The following is a 19170-nucleotide window of genomic DNA, read 5'->3' on the forward strand; positions in this document are numbered from 1 at the left end:
TTATGATGTACACTCGTTGATACCGCCCGACCCAGCCACCTATTCATGGCCAGTCTGCGTCAACTTCAGCAGGGATGTCAATCCCAATTAACCATCTCTTTGCGCGGCTGCGAGCCACATAATCCATACGTAGTCTGTCAGAATATTGTGATGGGTTGTCAAAGTCAAAATCATATACAAGAATAATTGCCTCGTTGTCCAATCCCTTGTATTGATGGATTGTCGATATCTTAACGCCGCCGCGAGATGTGGGTGAAGAACCGGCAAAATCCTTTCGTGTCATCTCTCCCATCACCCGCAAGGGATCTGTGCGAACATCCGGATGTTCTCCCAAGAAGGCCGCCAATCGCCTGCAGGAATTGATTTCGTCCATGATTTCACTGTCAGCGGCTGCCACGCCTTGCAGTACTCGATCGAGCATCTTTACATCAACCTGGGCTTGCCTCTCAGTATGACATAGAGCTTGAAGTGCTGGTCCCATTCTTGTATCCAGGAGAGCGACTAAAGTCACCAGGTCGTCACTTTCCCTTTGGTGTACCAAGTGTTCCCAGAGCCCGCTGAACTCATCTGCTGTGAGACGGCTGTATTTTGAGGCAAGGAACCACCATATCGGTAAGTTTCGCTTCCCCTGAATAAACCAGGCTGATAGAACCGCAAGAAAACAACGAACTCCAGGAGCATCCGCTGGCCGCGCGGTCACCAGATCACAGGGAATGCGTGACCGTTTTAGCTTCTTCTGGACACGACACGTCGTGTCGTTCGTGTATGCCAAAACTGTAATGTCATCATCGTTAAGTCCCAGATCTCGCAAGGTCGTGACGGCTTGGACCACCGAGTTGGCGACAAGAATGCCTCCAGCAATATCGGTTCTTGCAAGGGCGATGTCTGCCGGAACCAGGCGGCACAGACCCTGATGCTCTGTACGCTTTGCCAGACGGTGAGCACTGGCGTTGACAACGTTAAGGATGTCTTGGCCTGATCTCTGGCTTGTTCGAAGCCCCAGCGTCCGACATTGTCCCCATTCGGCAAACTGATCAAATATATCCTGTACTGCCCCTCGCCAGGCATAGATCCTCTGGAAGTCGTCACCTACTACAACCACTTGCTTCGCACGATCCTCTTGTATTCCTGCTGCATTCTGCTGATAGCCAGCAAGATGCTGGAGACTTCGCAGTTGCGGATAATTCGTATCCTGCAATTCATCTACGATCCAGTGAGAAACTCCTCCTCGGGACTCACGTCGGAATCGTTCGTCGGTCCGCACAAGGTACTCAAACAGAACCATAACGATATCAAAGTCTATAAAGCCCTTTTGGCTGTAGAAGCGAAGCAGGGCACGCCATGCCGTTTCCAGACGATCCCCATTTAGAAGATCTGCTGGTGGATGTGCCCCGGGATCGCGGGTATTGATGGCCCTGGAGAGTCTCTCCCCCCAATTGTCTTCCAAGGCATATCCTGCTCCCGAGCCAAGCCTGAAGTACTCCAGAATAGAATCCCTCCAAAACTCGTTGAGCATCTGGATATGCTTTAATCTAAAAGTCATGCCCTCTCCGATGGAGACGGTTCCTCCGTGTGTTAGCAGTTTCTTCAACGCGAACCCGTGAAAGGTATTTGCCTCAAAACGGCGAGCGTCTCCACCCAACTCTCGAAACTGCCTGCGCATATCATCCGCTGCGTTTCGTGTAAATGTCAGCATGACGGTGCGTGCCGATGGGTCATCCGTCAGGATTCGACACGCGCGGCGAACCATTGTGAAGGTCTTACCTGTTCCTGCGCGTGCCACAACCCGTGTTAGAGAACTCCCGCAGTTGATTATTTCGTGTTGCTCCTCGGTAAGGATGAGTGGCACTGGGATTTTACCGTGGCCGTTGGCCCCCGGTTCTTCGATGTCCTTAACTGGAGTGTCATATTTCCGATAAACTGATGCGGTACTGTTCTTGGGCCGGCACCCCAATATCCAGCCTTCCTTGCGAATTAGGGCATCATCCTCTTTGAGCGAGGTGAGGTTCAGTATGGCCTGCAGACAACCCTCTCCGTCCTTTCTGGACACATATCCGGCGGACTCTATCGCATCATTGTCGTCAGATTGAGGTGTGCATGCAGGCCGCAACAATGTTGGATATATCTCGACACATACGTGCTTTCCCGTGTATGCGTCATCGTCAATCGAAAGACCATCGAAAGGCCAGACGGCAAGAGGGATATCTGCTTCCTTGGCCTGATCGATCAGAGCCACCAGTTCTCGCATGCCGCAGATGGTCTGCCCGCCGACGGCCCCGCGAGCACCTATTTCTGTAGCCGAAAAGGGCTCACCACTCGCTCCGCCTTCTATAAGGTAGATTTCTGTTTGTCGAAAGGGCATCTTTCCTTCCCAAAAGGTCGAGTTACTGGGGAGATTGTAGAGGCGCCCAAAGAAAGGGCCGGACAGACCGGGGTTATCCTCCTTTGCCCATCGGTTGAACAACTGGCAGAAATCGCTCGGATGAGATAGTGGGGGGCCCTTCTTTCCACCCCCATAGCTTCCGGTTGCGAGTCGGCGGATTGACTCTCGCCAGTCAATTCCATCGCCATGAAGTCCGCACAACTCAAGCATTGCCATGGGCCAACTGAATTGATGATCTAGGCCGACTATGGTTCGCTGCCCCTGCTTGGTTGCCTCGCGAAGCAGATCGATAATCTGTTTTCGCAGTTCCTGCCTAGTGTATCCGCGGTGTAACTCAGTCGTGCCCGAAGAAACGGAAATATCGGCCATCACGATCTTGTCCCGCTGCGACGTCTTGCTTTTGGCGCCCGAATAGTCTGCCATGATATAGCGCTCGAAGACTCTTCGGGGAGGAGAAGGCGGTTTACAGTCCTTGATGATTGTCTTGGTGTTTGCGTCAGGAGGAGGAGGAGGAGGAGGAGGAGGAGCGGAAACACTGTTGGAACTGTCATGCCAACCAAGCCCATCCAGTCTTCTGGCGGCCTCTTGAGAGGTCTCCGTTGTTGCATAGGCGCTTAGGTGATAGTAGGCGTCCCCCCTCTCTGTCTTGCGGGCGACTGATGCAACAGGTCCAACATAGCCCTCAGGCGCAGGGAGACATACTGCGTTCTCGTGCTTCCAGTACTGAAAGACCAGCACGGCACCAGTTTCGCAGGGTCTTGTTAAAGCGGTTATGGTCCCACATGCTATATCCCACGCAGTACGCAGTTGTTCCTCTGTCAGCATGAACGGGTCGAACAGGGCCAGCAGTGGTCCAGCGTGGTCAGAGACATCCTGATGGCAAAATCCCTCCAGAGCCTTCAGGAGACACGCAGGTTTCTGGCCTTCAGCGAGCAATTGCCGTTTGAGTTCCCGAAAAGTCTCTGGATTATTCTCTGAAAGAAACAATCTGGGGTTCCCCAGTACCTTCAGGGCCAGCCCTGTCGAACAGAGATACTGGCCCTCATCGACCTTTGGCTTTTCAATGTCGTAATAGGCCCCGTATGAAGGATGCTCGCCCTTGAGCTTGGCGATATCCCTGTTCCACTGATCACGATTCTTGACCGGGGCCTCTGGAACAAAAGCGTGCGTGTCCAGGTAGTTGATGGTCTTGCCGAGCTTGCGAGAGGCTAGGAGATTGCCCAGCGACACCAACGCCGCGTGCTTGTAGATATCCCCGAGGTTCCCAACATTGCGATATTGAACGTTCTGCATCATCAGTCCTTCCCTCTTGGCCCGTCACAAATGTCTCGGCCAGCTTATTGTGATATCACCTGACAAGCAAAAGAATAACCGCCACCGTCACGCATGCCCCCAGCCCCACCAACGTCGCAGCAAGGTTTTCCTCTTTCGTCCGGCCCGGCCATTCCCGGCACATGTACTCATAGGCCTTGGCCAACACCATCAGGTCGATGGCAATTCCCATGAAGACCATGAACACGGCAAAGATCCACCTGGCCAGGACGTGTTCATTATTGAGGCATACCACCTCGATGGCCCCCTGGTAAGGGGCGATCAGCAGGTAGCCGAAAAGGCCGATCAGTCCCAGCACCCCGCTGGCCAGGATCGCCACGCTGGGCAGGCCGAACACGATCCACACCACGGCGCACCATGGATACAGGTACTTCTTGCGGTTCTTGACGGCGTCGGCCGTGATCTCAATGGCATACTTGGCACCGATGACGGCCAGTGCAAAGATTGCCAGCAGCATCAGCACGCATTTCAGCCATTCCCAGAGGTCGTTCTTGTGCTCGGACATCATCGTCTCCGCCGCCCGTTCCCTGCCGGTCACTCCCCATGTTCGATCCAGGGGATGAGCGAGCACCTGGCCTGCATCTGCAAGCCCTCCGGTGTGACCCTCGCATCGATCACCGTCAACTCCACCTCCCCAAACCACCGCCGATAGAGGGTGATGCTGTAGGTTGACCCGTCCATCCACTTGGTAAGATCGATACCCGGCGAGCATTCCATGACGGTGGCCGACAGGAGTTCCTTGACCGAAGTGCACTTCCTGTCCAGCGGCCATTTCCTGGGATTGAACGGCACGATATCGGTCTCCAACACCCTGACATTGTCCTTCTTCACCCAGATCTGGCCATTTTCGTCGTTGGGCCAGCCCACTACCGCAATGTCGTAGCGAGCCGATGTCACCACTGGCTGCGTCTGCGGCTGGGACACGGCCGTTATCGCAGCAGGCAGTTGCTGCGGGGGCGGACTCGAGCTATCGCACGCCGAAAGCACCACGGCCAAGGCCGCCAATGAAAGCGACACCAAACCAACGCAGATGCCATTTCGGATGCCCGAGAACGTCTTTCTATTGCTGATGAACGACATTGTGATCAACCTTTCTTTCCTATGTTGCCAACGGAGACGCCAAGGGACTCAAGGGTCTGGCTCAAGCTCGTCAGGCCGCCCTTGAACAAGTCCTTCCAGTTGCCCTTCGCAACCGACGGAGTTCGGGACGAGGCCCCTTCAGTCGGCCGCGCGATCAGTCCGTTCTCGTGTCCGTTCTCTTGGACAACCACGCCGGTTGCCTTCTTGCCACAGACCAGGACGACTTGGTTCCCGGCTTTCGAGGACAAGATGGCGGTGGAGGAATCCGATAAAGCGCTGAGGATCACACTATTTGATTCGCTGCTGCCATTGAGGACGATCCCGCCACCGTTGTTCGCGGCAGCCAGCCCCACCAGGGTCTGCTCTTTCTCGTTCTGCAGGCCAATGCAAGGACCCGCGTCGCCCAACTCGATGCCGACACGCTCCTTGCCGGCCTGGTCAAAGAGCTTGAAAGCCGGCCGGCCTTCAGCCCAGCCAGCGCACAGCCGGGGGCCGTGTTCGTCGTTGATAACAAGCGACGCCACGCCGGCCATGAAGCCCATCACGAGCCGATGCCGCTCCTGGTCGTCCAGGAGCGCGACCGCCGCCATATCAGAGTCCACGCCCGCCACCAGCCTGGATTTGCCATTCTGGTCAAACAGCGTCAGTTCCGGGCGATCCCCGTCGCGGACCTCCAGGGAGGCCCTTCGCCGCCCCAGCGTGTCGGTGACGTACAGGGCCTTCACCGTGATACTCTCGGCCTTCAAATGCGATGTTTCCTGCGCCATGCTCAGCTCCTCTTATCCGGTCGTGCTTGTTGTCCCACCCCAAGATGATTGTTGCGCGCTGGGGTGACAGGGCAGGTCGCACGTAGTTTCGGTGGACGCAAGATTCCCAGTCCCGCAGGCATGACCCGCCGTGTCACCCATCGCCCTTATTGTTCTTGTGGGGGGAAGAACCACCGGCGTTGGGAGAGCCGCATCAATGGAAAACGATTCACTCTTTTCGGAAGGCCGCAATCTGTGCGAAGTCGATCAGGCGGTCATGGCGATGTTTCAGCAGGGCCGGATCGAACTGGGTCCCGTATTTACAAATGAACGTCATCGCGAGGTGCTGATGCAGGTGCAGCCCTCGACGTTCAAGCAACTGATTGCCGCGGTTGCATTGTGCTTCCACTCCGCACACCGGCATCTTCGTCAGTACTGTGATCGCCGACACGGCAGAGAGCCGGTTGGCAGTATTCGGCCGGAGATCGATTACATCCTGGCCGACACATATGGGCTGGCCTTATATGAAGAACAGTTGATCGAGATCCTCGCGTTCTTCGATGTTGACGAGATCGTCGCGCGAATACTGCTGATGGATATGCGAGAACACGGTCCGCCCCTGATCCGATTCCCTGACCGAGGGTTCATCCGTCACGCCACCAGCCTGGGACTCCCAAAAGATGAAGCGGCAGCAGTCTTCCGCCTGGTGCGAGTTTGGAATCCGATGACGACCAGCAAGGCCGTTGCGATGCGTCTGGCTGTCCAAGGATATGCACAGGCCTGCCGTCAAGAACGGGGGGGCCTTCTTTAGACTATAGAACTCTGCGTGTGTAGATCGAGCAGCGGTGCCTGACGAAGCAGAAATTCCGAAGGCAACGGGACAGGCTAATGCGCTGACCGTGCCGGACAACGAGGTCGAGAACCTGGAACAGTGATGCAATGGGCTGTAGTTACGTGATTAGGAAGGTGGAAGATGGCTTTGACGGTGCAGACATCCATTCGATCCGTCTCGCTTGCCCGCAGAATGCGGTTCTCTTCCCCGAAATACTCGATAACCTCCTGCTGCTGGCGGTTCATCCAGCCCGCCAGCGCCACCATGATGAACTCCCATGGCGTGTGGGTCATAAGACCGGAGATCGTAGCGGCAAGAGATGGATGAAATGTCTAGGCCCAGTAAAATGGGATCCTTGTCTTCCGTGAGGGTCACATTCTACCCTCTCGGCCGCCCACCTTTCGTGGGGAAGCCCACTGGCGGGCGCCCGTGCGCTTCGCCCCTATCTTCCCGGGCTAAAGCCCAAATACTGCAATCCCCAGGTACAGCAGAAAGACAACAAACCAAGGAAGCCCGATGAGCCGAATGCCCTTAGCTATGACAATGCATACTCCCATAACAATTGCAGCCACAGTCCCAGAGCACACCAACTCGTTGTACATCCACTCGTATCCCTGTCCGTGCCCGATGAGGCCCCCAAACCATACAAAGAATCCGTAAACACAGACGCCGCAAGTCGCAAAGAAGAAAGAATTATCGGCATTCTTGGGCAATAGTGCCAAGAATGTGATGACGCAAATTAAACCATACAGCCCAATTAGCACCGGAATCCCAAAGCCGATTACTACGCATAGGGCATGGTCGATGAAGTCGAGCATCGGATTCTCCTTTCGAGTTTTGACCACCCAGCCCAATCAGAGGGCCGCCTTTCATATTCACGCACGGGGCCTCGCCGTGTGACACCCGCCCTCCTAGCACTACAGCGCACCTAAAGCTCAAGCTTTCAGGCGTCTCTTACCGATGAGACCTCCAGACATGGAGGTCGCTTATGTTTCCAGAGCAGATTACGGGCTTGGGCCCGGCGTTGACGGAGTTTCTGGGGGGCTTTAGGAACTGCTTGGGCGAATGCCGCCTGATGGACCACTTTCGCACCTACTGCCGCGGATTGTTGTCGGATCTGCAGCGTAAGAGCGTCGAGCCCATCGCGTTGGCCGCGGGCAGCACGGTGCGGGCGCTGCAGATGTTCCTGACCACTCGGGTCTGGGACCACCTGCGTCTGCGGGACCGGGTACAGCAGCGTGTCGCCGCCCTGCACGCGCCGGTGCCGTGAACACCGCGCGGCCCCGACGATCTGGGCGCCATCGGCTTGATCGACGAAACGTCGGTGGCCAAGAAGGGGGACCAGACCCCCGGGGTGCAACGCCAATACTGCGGGTCCCGCGGCAAGATCGAAAATTGCGTGGTCACCGTGCATTTGGGTTATGCCCACGGCACCTTCAAGACACTGTTGGACGCGGAACTCTACCTGCCTGAGAGTTGGGCCGAGGATCGCCAGCGCAGCCGCCGGGCCGGCATCCCCGACGATCTGCCTTATCGGCCCAAGACGGCTATCGCCGTCGCGGAGGTGCGGCGTGCCCTGAGCAACGGTCTGCACTTCGACTGGATGGTCTTTGACGAGGGCTACGGCAAAGATCCTTGGTTCCTGTTCGCCTTGGACGCCCTGGGCCAGCACTGGATCGGCGAGGTCCCCAAAAACTTCCGCTGCTGGCCCGTGCCGCCCCAGTATCAATCGCTGCGGAAAGAGTTCGCCAGCAAGAAGGTCTACAACGTGGTCCGCTGGAGCCTGGCGTTCCTCTGCCAAAAGTGGCGGACGATCACCTGCCCCCGGCAGACTGTCGAACCCACCGTCTGGCAGGTCAAGTCCGCCCAGGTGCATCTGGTCCATGACGGTCGGCCGACGGATCGTACCTACTGGTTGATCGTGGCCTGGAACCAGGCCACCGACGAACACAAATACTTCGTGTCCAACGCCCCGCCCGGGACGAAGTTGGACGTGCTGCTGAAAGTGGCTTTTCGCCGGGCGGAGATCGAGCATCTGTTCCGCCTGGCCAAGGACCAGGTTGGCCTGGACCACTTCGAGGGCCGCAGTTATGTCGGGCTGATGCGGCATATGATCCTCTGCCAACTGATCCTCCTGTTCCTGGCCGAGCAGACCGGGCGGCTCAACACCGAAACCGCCGCCACGGCTCCACGGGGGGAAAAAAATCCCCGCCCATCAACCGCCGAAAATTCCGAAACGCTCGCGCCGCTGCGAACCGCTGATCGTGATTCCGACCCAATTGCACGTTACGATGGAGCAGACGGCGGCCTCCCTGAACTGGCTCTGTGCCCGCTGGCTTGAACGTCGCCACACCCGACGCACCGGCCGCGACCCGCTCCATCGCCAAGCCTTCACCGAAACCTATCACCAAGAACGAAATCTCGCCGCCACCCGCTCCCGACTACGACGCTATTGCCAAACGGAAGGTGCGCTGTAGTGCTAGGAAAGGCGATACCTGAAGCGCCGGGCATCGCCGGGACAACAAGGAGCGAAGACTCGGGCCGGAATGGTGTTTTGGGCAGCGTTCTGCTGAGAAGGGTACTAATTTTGATACCCTGCGGGACGTTGATTGTACGCGCGATGGTTTGCGCAAAGCCCTCCTTGCTGAACAAGCACTGTAGATAAGATGTTTGGATTACAGGTGTCATGCGATCTCGGGGTAAGGGGTGTATTGATTGTCTACAACTCGAAATACGCAGAAGTCCTCTCGGTGTGAGACCCTTTTCTCAAGAAAAGAAGTCGGCGCCTGTTTTCCGCGGGAGATGGGCACAAGCTCTGTCACATCCGTTCGCACGACACGTTTTCCTGGTAGAGGTTGCCCCCACCGCCAAGGAGCTTAGCCGGGCACGGCCTCATCCAAGAGAACGCAAAGGTTCTCGCCGTGTGCCGTTTCGTATCGCGAGAAGCAAGCCGGCGGCGGATGTATCGGGGGGCCGGACGCCAATAGAAGTTGTCACACCCAGGCGATTGATGCGTCCATCTTGGTAGAGGGTTGCCCCCTCCCACAAACGTGAAAGGAGATTCAACGATGCCGAACACCTGCAGGCCATGGGTCATCGATCACTTCATAGCCCCCAAGGCGATACTCGAGCCATGCCGCCATTACCTGGAAGCGAATTGGAAATTCGGGAAGGCGTTCCCCAACACGCTCATTCTCGGCGGCAGCGGCGTTGGGAAGCATACCCTATGCTCGGTCCTCCTTCGCGAGCTAGGCTGCCAGCCGATGATATTCCATTCGTCTTCGCTGGAAACGCCAGAAGACCTGATGCGGGCGTTCTTGCGAGCGGGCGGAGGCAGAGGGGCAATCGGAATCGAGTACATCGAGTACCTCGGCTGCCTCGCGGCGCCTGCACTCATGGAGGCATTCTATGTCGGCTCCCTGGTCCCTCGGTACCCGGCCCTCGAGGAGCCTGTGAAGCTTCCAGCGACCGTGTTTGCGACGGCCTTGGACTATCGCCACGTGCCGCCCGCCCTGCGCGACTGCTTTGGCCTCGTCCTGAAGCTTCATCCGCCCGACGGCGATGCCCTCGCACAGGTACTGGCCCAGGTCTGCCAGCGCGCAGGCGGGAAGGTCCACACGCGCATTGCCCGAAGGCTCTCCAAGTGGTCACTTTCGCGGAGCAACGACGACCCGCGGCTGGCCCTGGCTGCAATCGAGGAGGCCGCTGACTTGGCACGGCTGGAGGTGAGTTCCGATGCTCACAAGAAAGTTCGCGTCTTATCGCGACATTTTGACAAAGCAGTTCGCCTCCTCGAATCGGCCGACGCTCGCGAAGAAAAGGATTCGCTCACCCGTGCCAGGAGTTCATGCAATGACTAACCACCATAAGTGTAAGAACGATCCTGCCGTGCTGCCCGCTACCGTACTCGACGATCTGGACAACTTCATCTGCACGGTCAACACCGGGACAAGTGAGGCTGTGGGTACACTCAGGGCCATGGCCCGCGCCTTGGCCAAGGCCGAACTGATAGCCTACGCGGCGGTCAAGACGCTGTCGAACACGGCCGGGGCGGACGATCCCCTCAGGGCGTCGTTCCAGGAGGCCTCGCGGAAGGAGGCACACCAGGCACAACTTGCCATGAGGATCGCACTGCAACTTGGGTGTGATGACGTTATCGATCTCACCGACACTTTCCGTCACAAACTCGCGCATGACGCGTTGGCTTACAAGAAGCGACCAGGAGAAACCCGTGAATGAATCACTGCTCAGTTTGCTTGGCCTCTCCCCTCAGCAATTGTCTCGCAGCGCATTCTATCCGGCATGCGGAAGCTCTTGGGGCATCGACCTCAAGCCCTTGGTCACGTTTTCACACTTGACCACAACCTTCATATATTCAGACTACCATCGCGCCAGACCCGATGAAGTGTTATTCGCGATTCATCGGAAACTCTCGGCCATGGAGCCATCGCTGCTGCCCGGCTCGCTTCGCATGGTCTCCGCATCGGAGCCGTTTAGCCTGCCCCGCTCACTGCTCAAGATGCCCGATGGTCTCAACGAATGGGAGCAAGCTGAATTCCGCCAGGCAAGTCGGGAGGCGATTGAATCCCCTTGGGCAATGCACATCCTCTTCGAGCGCGTAGTCGCAGGCCAGGCTCGGCGGATTCGGCTGTGTTTTCTGGCGACGGAAGGATTGAACCTGTACGACGCACTCTTCACCTCCTCCGGACTAGCCCCTGCAATTCTTTGTACTGTGGTTAGTGGCGCGGGGAGCTTTGGCGGAGGTTTCACAAGTTTTGAGGATGCGCGCGGTGGTGCTCTGTACCGCCGCCTTGCTTCCGCCACAAGCCCCATTCCCAGCCTTTGGACACGCGGCTGCTATTACCTGCAAGGCTACACGAACAGCGACGTGCTGGCCCCGTGTCCTCTGTACCCGATGATAGTGGCCAAAAACGTGGGGTGGGATTGCGACTCGCTGAAAACGGTCTCGACATTTGCATCTGACAGCTGGGCGTTAAGAAGCCTGCCCCGGGAAAAGTTCTTCGCCGGCCCCCATCGCAGAATTACCCTGAGCAACCGCCCCCTCGATCTTCTATCCGAAGGATCGCAGTATGATGCCCTCTTCTTACCCCCCAATCTGGCGCTCAAGGCGTGGGGCAAGCTGCCTCGGGGCCGCGTAACCGAGACAAGCTTTGACGAGTCGACCGAGGCAGTCCTCCATCGGGTGTGGAAGCACCTGGAGATGCTGCCGCCAGGGCGGCGCCGTGCGTGCCTTGTTTCCAGCTCGGTGGTTGAGGACGACGGCGTGTCCATCGCTGAAAGCGTGAGGCTCGGCGGCGGCGAGGGTCAAATTGACATTCGCGTAGCATACCCCTTGGACTTCATTGACGTCCGGCTCGAAGGCCGCGCCGTGATGGACTTGCTGACCTCCCCTGTGCGCGCGCCATCAGCATTGAGATATCCGGCCTCACTTAAGGCGAGCCAATGCGTGATAAATGAATGAACCGCTAGGTCGAGGAGGAGGAGGAGGAGGAGGAGGAGGAGGAGAGAACGGCGATCGCGGCTGACGTACCCGCCATGAGTTTGCCGGGCTATCGCCGCAGCGTGGCATATAACCCCGAAAATGCCAACCGTGAACGTCGCGAAAAGCAAGAATAGCTGGTGCGAATGCTGGCCTAGTCCGGAGGCCGTGAAACTCTTCTCGCCCACGGGGCGCGCGTGACCGCTGGCCTTCGCCTCCACGCATTCTTGAGGCGCGTGTTTGGAGGCGTCGCCTGACTGAAGTTCTGAGGGCGGCGGGAGGGGCAGCACGGTTTTCCATGAAAGGCTCTTTATGAATCAACGCGTTGTCATTTGCGACGTAGATGGCGTCTTGCTTCCCTGGGACCAATGGCGCATGGATGGGCTACGATTACTGCTCCAGAAAACCGGGGCAAAAGTCGTGCTCTCGAGCACGTGGAGGCAGTCAAAAAAACTCATGGGTCAGCTCCGAAAGGCCTTCGAGGAAAACGGGGTCGACCCCGCCGCGATTGTGGATTCCACTCCCTCCCTTCCCAACGCACTACGGTCCGAAGAAATAAAAACCTGGATAAGGTCACACCCTGAAGTTCTTCGCGTTGTGATTATTAACGACGTGCAGATTAATGACCCTGAGCTTCTGCCGTTCTTCGTCAAGACCGAACCTTTGGTAGGCCTAGATGAGAAAGCCGCACAAAAGGCTGCCGTGATCCTACTAGGTGATGAACACGCGGTGAAGAACGACCACGACTTAATCACCCGCACAAGCGGGTATAAGAAAGGAGTGCAGCATGAATCTGAGGATCAAGCTCGAACGTATCGACCACCGTCTATTCTCCCATAAAGTCCTCTTCCTAAATTTGTCGAAGAAGCTAGCGGCGGCAGGCTATCCTGTGAGGCTTGTCGAGAGCGGTAGCCGTGATCTTCCAACCCTGAAGGTGAGATTGGAGGGACATGGCATAGACGCTGCGGAAGCAGCTCCCCTCGATGCCACCGGTGGTCTTAGAATTTTCCCTCCATCGCGGCGGCATGGGGTAAACGCCAAGATAGCATTCAGAAATCTGTCCTCCTGCTTGGAAAGCAAGGGCATCATTGTCTGTGCCTCCGACCGCGTCGAAAATGGCCTCCGAAAGAATGGCGAGCGTAGCCGTGAGTTGGCCCTCAGCATGTTTCTTGAGAATTACGATGGGACCGAAGTCTTCCTCGACAATCCCAGGGACGAAGAAATCTAGGCAACATCATGGCCGGCCCCCGGGCTTGGGAAGGAGAGAACTTATGGCGAAAAGGGTCGCTATTGTGCCGCGCAATAGCGTTCCTCGGCCTCGGCGAGGATCCGAATGACTCGCCACGCGACATCGGAAAGGCTCGTTTCCGGCCAGGCTGCAAGGCTCATTCCAACGAAATCCCTGGCCTCACCCGCCCATTCCAACGGCGCGTCGTCACAGCCACGGCGGGCAATGATTCTTTCGACAATCGGGGCAAAGCTGTGCGCAATGCGCCTTATTTTCTCGCAGGCTGCAATGGATTTCTTGGCCTCGCCCAGGCCCCGAAGGCATATTGCCAGCGCAACGTGCGATGCCGCAATATCGTTCGTAAGGACCGGCAAGGTTATGCCTCTTTCCGTGAGAAGCTTCTCCCTCTCACAAGCTGATTCCTGTAGCGGAACGCGAGCATCATCGGGATTACCCTGCAGGAGGAGGCTCGTTCCCTCGACCAGCCGCGATTCATTCAGCCAGTCCTGGTACTCAACCCGCCCGGCGGAGACGATATTCTTCAAGGCATCGGCGCCTGTCGAGGCATGCATGAGCGCCTCGGCGGGGCATGCCTGAAGCAGTGTCTTGGCCAGCCCCACCCTCGAGTACGCAAGGGCGGCGGAGCACGAGATATCGACTCCCTCCGGCGGGCGATTCCGGCCCTGCGTTCGATCCTCCCAGTAAGCGACAAGCCTGCGATAGACACCGGTGGCTTGCGGAAGCTTTTTGGAGGCAAGACTCCGGGCCTCGACCAAGTCTACGTCCGCCAACAAATCCTTCGATCGGAACAAGTCATCTGCGCCCCCCAGGATCTCGCGCAACTGCCCGCACCTCTCCTGGGCCTTGGACTGTTGCACCGCGGCCTCTGTAAGCAATAGCGCGACCAGGTAGGCAATCGGTCCTAAAGCTCGGTCCCCACCGAGGAATTGCCTGGCCCGTTCGCAGCCCTCGATCGCTGCTGGCAAGTCTCCGCCGAAGCCGGACATGACGGCCTTAGCAATCCATGCTCTGGCCAGGTCTCGGTCTAGCTGGTTTCCCGGTGCCTCCAGGTCGGTAATCTCGCTGATGCGGGCCAACATGCCAGAGAAATCCCCAAGGAAGCCCAGGAGGTTGGCGGTATTGAGCAAGAGCTCGCGGCGGAAATCGGGGAAGGCCTGGGGTCTCCCGTCCTCCCACGCGCCTTCGATGATCTCGTAATTGGCAAGATCCAACGCTCCCCGATGGCGGGGGTTCAGGGTTCCATGCCGGCCGTTATTGCGCTGCCCAGCAAATCCTTCAATAAAGCGGATAGTCCGCTCTTGGCCCGGAAGGTATGTTCTTACAAAGTCCGTCGGCTGCCGCCAAGATACCTTGTCGGTAGACAAGGTCGGCGCCACCGGCGGCCCTTCGACCAAAAACTCGCGAGGGACCTCGGGTTCAAGCGAGTCGGCGATTTCCGACGACTCGGGCCGATCGACCGGATTGTCCCTGAGGGACCTTTCGAGTATGCCCGCCAGCTTATCGGAGATCATCGGGGACTTTCCCTCGCAGCGATACTTGCGCATCGCCTTGCGGGGATTCTCGGATGGGCATTCCCCACGAAACATCTCCAGAACCATAACTGCCCAGGAATAAATATCGGTCTTCGCCGAAATGCGACGGCGCCGATCCTCACTTTTCTGCTCCGGGGATTCATACGGGGGGGTCCCCCTCAGGTAGAACTTATCCCCGCGTATTCTCTGGGTTTGGGAGTTACCAAAATCTGTGATTCTGGCCACGAGTCTGCGCTGCCGCCCATCCATCAAAATGTTTTTCGGCTTTATGTCCAGATGCTTGAGGCCGGCCTCGTGGATGATTTTCAAGCCAACGGATATCTGATAGGCTACCCCCATGATCCTGCCGACGGCCTTCTCGCACGGGCCTTCGTACAGCAAGCCTTTGCTGATCCACTGGGAAAGATCCCCGCCCGCAACAAACTCGGAGAACAAAACCCTTTCGCCCCTGTCCGATCGGAGGAAGTAGAGCGGTGCAATACAAGGGTGCGCCGGCAGGCCGGTCCATGCAACAAGCTCGCGTCTCCACTGGTCTTGCTCCTCGCGATCCTCGTCGGACCATTCCTGCTCCGGATCCTCGTCGCCCCACCTGACCCTCTTTACCGCGTATGAAGACCTCAGAAACCGGCCCTTGGCCAGCCAGACGCCGTTCTCCCCGAGCTTCTTAACCAGCTTGTAGGCCTCGCAGATGACTGCGCCCTGCCTCCAGTTGCATTGTTTCTTTTTGGATGCCATGATTGTCCCATGGCCCCCTGCCGTCCTTTGACCTAAAGCTACGGAAGCAACCCGACCACCGCCCATCCCAAAGGCCCGTCTATCCTCGCGGGCAACCAACCAGCCCCATCAAAGCTCCCCGCTTCCCAAATACGTGCGCATCCATTTCTGGAGGGTCGCAACAGTATTCAGGCCCGGAGCGCGACCACTGAGGTCGGGATATGCCTTGAGAATGTGGTCATAAAGTACTTCGATGGCCCGACGACGACGACGATTCACGGTTTCTCTTCTGATATTCATCTCCTTGGCCACTTCCTCTTGCGTTTTTTTCCCGTCAAATATCAGCCGGAGCAGTTCCTGATCCTTCTTCGTGCCAGCCTTATCCATGCCCTCCACCAGGGCCATGAAGAACTTCGCTTGGTAAAAAGCCTTGTCTGCGCCACGCCCGGCGAGATCGGCGGGGTCCGGCCCTTGGGCGATGCGCGCGTCGGGGCCACTGTCGGGATCATCACCAAACCCCCTGGCGTTTCGGGCACCGCCGTATGCCCTGTACTTCGTGCGCCATAGGCCTATCGCGAACTGTTTGAGCCACTCAAAAGCCTTGCCACGAAGATCCTTCTCCGTCTCGCACTTTCGAAGGTGTTTTCTGGCCTTCACCCAGAAACCGTGTAGCAGGTCTTCCGCATCTGTTTCTGGCGTCAGTCGCATGTTCAAGACAAGTTTGAGGGGCCAGTTTCCGAGAAGGGCCTTCACTCTGGAATAGAGGTCCTCGTCATCGTAATTGACATTCGCCTCCATCTCGTCTCGGGCTTGCGTCGTCTTGCGAGCCATGGCCTTGCTCCTGTGTAGTTGAATTGCGATGTGTGGATCCTAGGGCTGCCGACCGGATAAGGCAACCGAAAATATCCTTGCGACTTTGCTGTCATACAACGGGTGGGCAAACGTGTATAAGAGTGGAGAATCACCCTGATGTCCAAGGACACCTCTTCCCCATATGAAAGGAAAGAACATGGCCGAGACCCTGACCCTTACCAGCCGCGAGAAGCACCTGTTTATAGAAGCCCCCAAGGCAGGCCCCATTCTTGTGGACACAGGCTCTCCCACAAGCTTTGGAAGAACCGGCCAGCTCTCCATCACGTTAGATGGGCGTAAGTTTGACATCTTGGCTAATGATGGACTCCTGGACGAGATTTCCAGAGAGGTGGGCGTCGAAACTGATATTCTCTTGGGGGTCGACCTGCTGAACCAGTTCCAGGCCGTCCTCTTCGATGTCCCCCGCCAGGAAATAGCCTTCGCAGCATCGGGACCCGCTCCCAAGGGGCAGGGGATCAGCCTTGAGAAAGTTGTGCATGGCATCCCCGTCGTGTCCATAGGCGTAAACGGAACAACGCTTCTCGCTTTTCTTGACACCGGAGCGCCCATTTCTTATCTGCCCCAGACGACTCTCGCGGCGGCCGAGTTCATCGAGAAGAGCACAGACTTCTATCCCGGTGCTGGGCGCTTTGCCGTGAAGGTCTACCGGACGACACTGACGTTTGGCCGCAAAGAGTTTGCTGTTCATGCCGCGCCAACCGAATGCCTGCCGCGAGCTGTGGCGTCCATTCTGACCACGAACGCGACTCATGCCATCTTGGGCAATGAGGTGCTGGAGAACATCAAGGTTTCGTACTTGCCGGGGGCTGAGAAGCTTGTCCTGCACGCTTGAGGCGGGCTGCCCGAAATACTTGAAGAAGTTCGTCACAATCGCCCACAGGCTGCGGATATATCTGTGGGAGGCGACTTGAATTGCCGAATGCCTCCGGTAGAGGCCCCCAAGAAGACGCGAAGCAACCTCACGGACCTTGCGCCAGAAGCGCCGGGGCGCCGTTCTGGGCGACGAAGAGACAACAAGAGGTGCCTCGCATCGATGGCGGCGGCGGCGATCTCGTATGACGGCGGCAACTATTGCAAAGGAGACCATAGAATGAGCAGTAATCAACCTCCTTACCTCTGCAGCGGCGCTTACGAGGGCTGGTGGCGCCAGGCCCAGCTTCCCGTTGGCCGAATGGTCTTGACTATCGTCTTCTCGGACACCGGCCTGCGCGCGACGGGCCAGGACTGGGTCGGCTGCTTCAGGATGAGCGGCGACATGACGGGAGACTCCTTTCGGGGGATCAAGCACTACGCGACCCATTGGGTCGAATACCTGGGCCGGATCCAACGTTCCACAGCGGATGGATCAGTCATTTCCATCTCCGGGGAGTGGCGGACCGCCGGAGGGGAAACCGGGCCCTTTCGAATATGGCTCGCGGGGTCGGGCGAGGACGGGGAGCACCTGATGGCCCGTGAAGACGTCGACGTTCCAGTGTCTTGCGGGGCCAGCGAGTCCGAAGGCAGCTCAGTGGCAGGCTGAGCTTCACCGGCCCTGGGAAAGTGATGCCCGCCCGGCAAGACCCGAAAACGGATGAGGTGCTGGCATGCGATAGTAGGCCGTGACCCGTAGTGGGAGATGAGGCCGGCCGCAGGGGGAACCTCGCTGGAGAACTGCATTGAGGAAAGACACAGAAGACATCAAGATCGAGAAAGTCGCTGCCCAGGTGCAGGAGGCGGTGGCAGAGGCAATGTTTGTCCTGGGGACTTTGCACGAGGACCGGGAAAACTATCCAGAGGCGCGGCGGTTGTACCAAACGGCGGCGAAAGAGGGACATCACGAGGCCATGGTGGCACTTGGTGTGCTCGCCGAATTGGGATTGGGGCAGCGGCGCGACAATCGCCTTGCGAGGCGATGGTATCGGAAAGCAGCCCATTCCGGCAGCGCCTGGGGGAGCAGCTGCCTTGGTTTTCTTTACGAGACCGGGCGAGGTGGACGAAAGTATCATGCCCTGGCTGCACGGCATTATCTCATGGGCGCTCAGAAGCGGCATCCCTGGTGCATGGTGCAATTAGCCATGCTCTACAGGTCCGGAAAGGGTGTTCGCCGCGACTTGGCCAAGGCAGCTTGGCTATTGGCGAGGGCGGCTGAGGCCGGCAACGCCTATGCCCAGGACTACCTGGCAAAGCAAGCAACACAAGGAGGAATCCTGTGAGCAGAGACCGATTCTCTGATGAGTTCCTACGTATGAACCTTGTCATCAAGGCACAGATGTACCTGGAGCGAAAAGAAGCCAAGTACCGACAGGGTGACGCCCGCAAGATGCCGCCGGAGAACTGGCCCCAGTCGCTCTTGCGGTGCGTTCGGAGTGGGATGCAACAGATCGCCAAAGGGACCGGCTTCTCCAGGGAGACGCCGTTTGTGGGTCTGGGGATTGAGGGGTTTTACGCACTGGCACACACCCTCCATCTCGAACTCGTAAGGCAAGAAGCCCAACTTCATTCATACCCAGACGGCGGCATCCTCGACAGCATGATCATGAAACCACTGTCCGCATTGTTGTCCGGCGAGGTTACGCTCTACAACCGCGTGAACCATCCAGCACGGCGATAACAGAAAGGAAGAAACCTATTGTCCCTCCCGAAAACCCCATCCGACAGCTGAGCCGTGAGGTCTTGCCCGCCGACAAGAAGGAGTTCCATCAGTCCTTGACTTGGGGACCGGGGACCCCAAATCGACCGAAATCCGTGGCGCCGAGGCTGATTTGAAGGCAGAGCCGTTGGCGCTCAACCTGATTATAAGTTTTTAACATAGCGATGCTTGTGCGCTAACCCAACTTCCGCAGTTATAGATTTATGCAGATTATTTTCGGTCGATTTGTGCAGGAATGGCGGTGCAATGGCGGCATTCTGCTACCCCAAAGGGTCTTTTCACTTGTTTTGGATCCGATCA

General features: G+C 57.6%; 17 protein-coding genes and 1 pseudogene. 11 read left to right on the plus strand and 7 right to left on the minus strand.

The genetic code is table 11. The features are described from left to right. Nucleotides 1-43: 43 nt before the first annotated feature. From ABFD92_03835 to ABFD92_03850, 4 genes are read right to left on the minus strand one after another with little or no spacing between them, the layout of a single operon-like run. Nucleotides 44-3679 (minus strand): ATP-dependent helicase, encoded by a 3636-nt coding sequence (locus tag ABFD92_03835; GenBank protein MEN6503647.1) that lies wholly within the window; start codon nt 3677-3679, stop codon nt 44-46. A 52-nt stretch (nt 3680-3731) separates the two neighbouring features. Then, nucleotides 3732-4253, minus strand: coding sequence for a hypothetical protein (locus ABFD92_03840; protein MEN6503648.1), 522 nt, complete (start codon nt 4251-4253; stop codon nt 3732-3734). Continuing rightward, on the minus strand, nt 4250-4795 hold the full coding sequence (locus tag ABFD92_03845; protein ID MEN6503649.1) for a hypothetical protein: 546 nt from the start codon (nt 4793-4795) through the stop codon (nt 4250-4252). The genes ABFD92_03840 and ABFD92_03845 overlap by 4 nt, the downstream gene beginning before the upstream one ends. A 5-nt stretch (nt 4796-4800) precedes the next feature. Beyond that, a complete protein-coding gene (locus ABFD92_03850; protein ID MEN6503650.1) occupies nt 4801-5562 on the minus strand; it encodes a hypothetical protein in 762 nt (253 codons plus the stop codon). Between the two features lie 196 nt (nt 5563-5758). Between ABFD92_03850 and ABFD92_03855 the strand changes: the two genes are divergently transcribed. Continuing rightward, nucleotides 5759-6352: a hypothetical protein gene (locus tag ABFD92_03855; GenBank protein ID MEN6503651.1), complete on the plus strand. Its 594-nt coding sequence runs from the start codon at nt 5759-5761 to the stop codon at nt 6350-6352. A gap of 476 nt (nt 6353-6828) precedes the next feature. Here the strand turns inward: ABFD92_03855 and ABFD92_03860 are convergent, their stop codons facing one another. Next, a complete protein-coding gene (locus ABFD92_03860; protein ID MEN6503652.1) occupies nt 6829-7191 on the minus strand; it encodes a hypothetical protein in 363 nt (120 codons plus the stop codon). A 170-nt stretch (nt 7192-7361) separates the two neighbouring features. Here ABFD92_03860 and ABFD92_03865 point away from each other — a divergent pair. From ABFD92_03865 to ABFD92_03890, 6 genes and pseudogenes are all read left to right on the plus strand, one after another. After that, nucleotides 7362-8714, plus strand: a pseudogene (locus ABFD92_03865) (IS701 family transposase). Nucleotides 8715-9441: 727 nt separating this feature from the next. Then, on the plus strand, nt 9442-10233 hold the full coding sequence (locus tag ABFD92_03870) for a hypothetical protein (GenBank protein ID MEN6503653.1): 792 nt from the start codon (nt 9442-9444) through the stop codon (nt 10231-10233). Beyond that, on the plus strand, nt 10226-10612 hold the full coding sequence (locus ABFD92_03875; protein MEN6503654.1) for a hypothetical protein: 387 nt from the start codon (nt 10226-10228) through the stop codon (nt 10610-10612). The genes ABFD92_03870 and ABFD92_03875 overlap by 8 nt, the downstream gene beginning before the upstream one ends. Beyond that, nucleotides 10605-11855 carry a hypothetical protein gene (locus ABFD92_03880; GenBank protein ID MEN6503655.1) on the plus strand — a complete coding sequence of 417 codons (1251 nt, stop codon included), beginning with the start codon at nt 10605-10607 and terminating at the stop codon, nt 11853-11855. The genes ABFD92_03875 and ABFD92_03880 overlap by 8 nt, the downstream gene beginning before the upstream one ends. A gap of 330 nt (nt 11856-12185) precedes the next feature. Next, complete coding sequence (locus ABFD92_03885; protein MEN6503656.1) at nt 12186-12713, plus strand: HAD domain-containing protein; 528 nt, start codon at nt 12186-12188, stop codon at nt 12711-12713. After that, nucleotides 12661-13101 carry a hypothetical protein gene (locus tag ABFD92_03890; GenBank protein MEN6503657.1) on the plus strand — a complete coding sequence of 147 codons (441 nt, stop codon included), beginning with the start codon at nt 12661-12663 and terminating at the stop codon, nt 13099-13101. Before ABFD92_03885 ends, ABFD92_03890 begins: the two co-directional genes overlap by 53 nt. A 59-nt stretch (nt 13102-13160) precedes the next feature. Here ABFD92_03890 and ABFD92_03895 read toward each other — a convergent pair whose 3' ends face one another. Together ABFD92_03895 and ABFD92_03900 are read right to left on the minus strand one after the other, a co-directional pair. Next, entirely contained in the window at nt 13161-15389 is a 2229-nt protein-coding gene (locus ABFD92_03895; protein ID MEN6503658.1) for a protein kinase, read from the minus strand. 108 nt (nt 15390-15497) lie between these two features. Then, nucleotides 15498-16199, minus strand: coding sequence for a sigma-70 family RNA polymerase sigma factor (locus tag ABFD92_03900; protein MEN6503659.1), 702 nt, complete (start codon nt 16197-16199; stop codon nt 15498-15500). A 178-nt stretch (nt 16200-16377) separates the two neighbouring features. Between ABFD92_03900 and ABFD92_03905 the strand changes: the two genes are divergently transcribed. The 4 genes from ABFD92_03905 (at nt 16378) to ABFD92_03920 (ending at nt 18831) form a co-directional block, all read left to right on the plus strand. Then, nucleotides 16378-17073 (plus strand): hypothetical protein, encoded by a 696-nt coding sequence (locus ABFD92_03905; GenBank protein MEN6503660.1) that lies wholly within the window; start codon nt 16378-16380, stop codon nt 17071-17073. A gap of 258 nt (nt 17074-17331) precedes the next feature. Continuing rightward, a complete protein-coding gene (locus tag ABFD92_03910; GenBank protein MEN6503661.1) occupies nt 17332-17760 on the plus strand; it encodes a hypothetical protein in 429 nt (142 codons plus the stop codon). 136 nt (nt 17761-17896) lie between these two features. Next, on the plus strand, nt 17897-18433 hold the full coding sequence (locus ABFD92_03915; protein ID MEN6503662.1) for a tetratricopeptide repeat protein: 537 nt from the start codon (nt 17897-17899) through the stop codon (nt 18431-18433). Further along, a complete protein-coding gene (locus ABFD92_03920; protein MEN6503663.1) occupies nt 18430-18831 on the plus strand; it encodes a hypothetical protein in 402 nt (133 codons plus the stop codon). The genes ABFD92_03915 and ABFD92_03920 overlap by 4 nt, the downstream gene beginning before the upstream one ends. Nucleotides 18832-19170 lie beyond the last annotated feature (339 nt).

It is taken from the genome of Planctomycetaceae bacterium, from assembly GCA_039680605.1.
GTDB lineage: Bacteria > Planctomycetota > Phycisphaerae > SM23-33 > SM23-33 > JAJFUU01.

Excerpts from the sequence above, each read along its gene's own strand:
- ABFD92_03835 (MEN6503647.1), bottom strand. The coding sequence starts at position 3,679 with ATGATGCAGAACGTTCAATATCGCAATGTTGGGAACCTCGGGGATATC.
- ABFD92_03845 (MEN6503649.1), bottom strand. The coding sequence starts at position 4,795 with ATGTCGTTCATCAGCAATAGAAAGACGTTCTCGGGCATCCGAAATGGC.
- ABFD92_03850 (MEN6503650.1), bottom strand. The coding sequence starts at position 5,562 with ATGGCGCAGGAAACATCGCATTTGAAGGCCGAGAGTATCACGGTGAAG.
- ABFD92_03855 (MEN6503651.1), top strand. The coding sequence starts at position 5,759 with ATGGAAAACGATTCACTCTTTTCGGAAGGCCGCAATCTGTGCGAAGTC.
- ABFD92_03860 (MEN6503652.1), bottom strand. The coding sequence starts at position 7,191 with ATGCTCGACTTCATCGACCATGCCCTATGCGTAGTAATCGGCTTTGGG.
- ABFD92_03870 (MEN6503653.1), top strand. The coding sequence starts at position 9,442 with ATGCCGAACACCTGCAGGCCATGGGTCATCGATCACTTCATAGCCCCC.
- ABFD92_03875 (MEN6503654.1), top strand. The coding sequence starts at position 10,226 with ATGACTAACCACCATAAGTGTAAGAACGATCCTGCCGTGCTGCCCGCT.
- ABFD92_03885 (MEN6503656.1), top strand. The coding sequence starts at position 12,186 with ATGAATCAACGCGTTGTCATTTGCGACGTAGATGGCGTCTTGCTTCCC.
- ABFD92_03890 (MEN6503657.1), top strand. The coding sequence starts at position 12,661 with ATGAATCTGAGGATCAAGCTCGAACGTATCGACCACCGTCTATTCTCC.
- ABFD92_03895 (MEN6503658.1), bottom strand. The coding sequence starts at position 15,389 with ATGGCATCCAAAAAGAAACAATGCAACTGGAGGCAGGGCGCAGTCATC.
- ABFD92_03900 (MEN6503659.1), bottom strand. The coding sequence starts at position 16,199 with ATGGCTCGCAAGACGACGCAAGCCCGAGACGAGATGGAGGCGAATGTC.
- ABFD92_03905 (MEN6503660.1), top strand. The coding sequence starts at position 16,378 with ATGGCCGAGACCCTGACCCTTACCAGCCGCGAGAAGCACCTGTTTATA.
- ABFD92_03910 (MEN6503661.1), top strand. The coding sequence starts at position 17,332 with ATGAGCAGTAATCAACCTCCTTACCTCTGCAGCGGCGCTTACGAGGGC.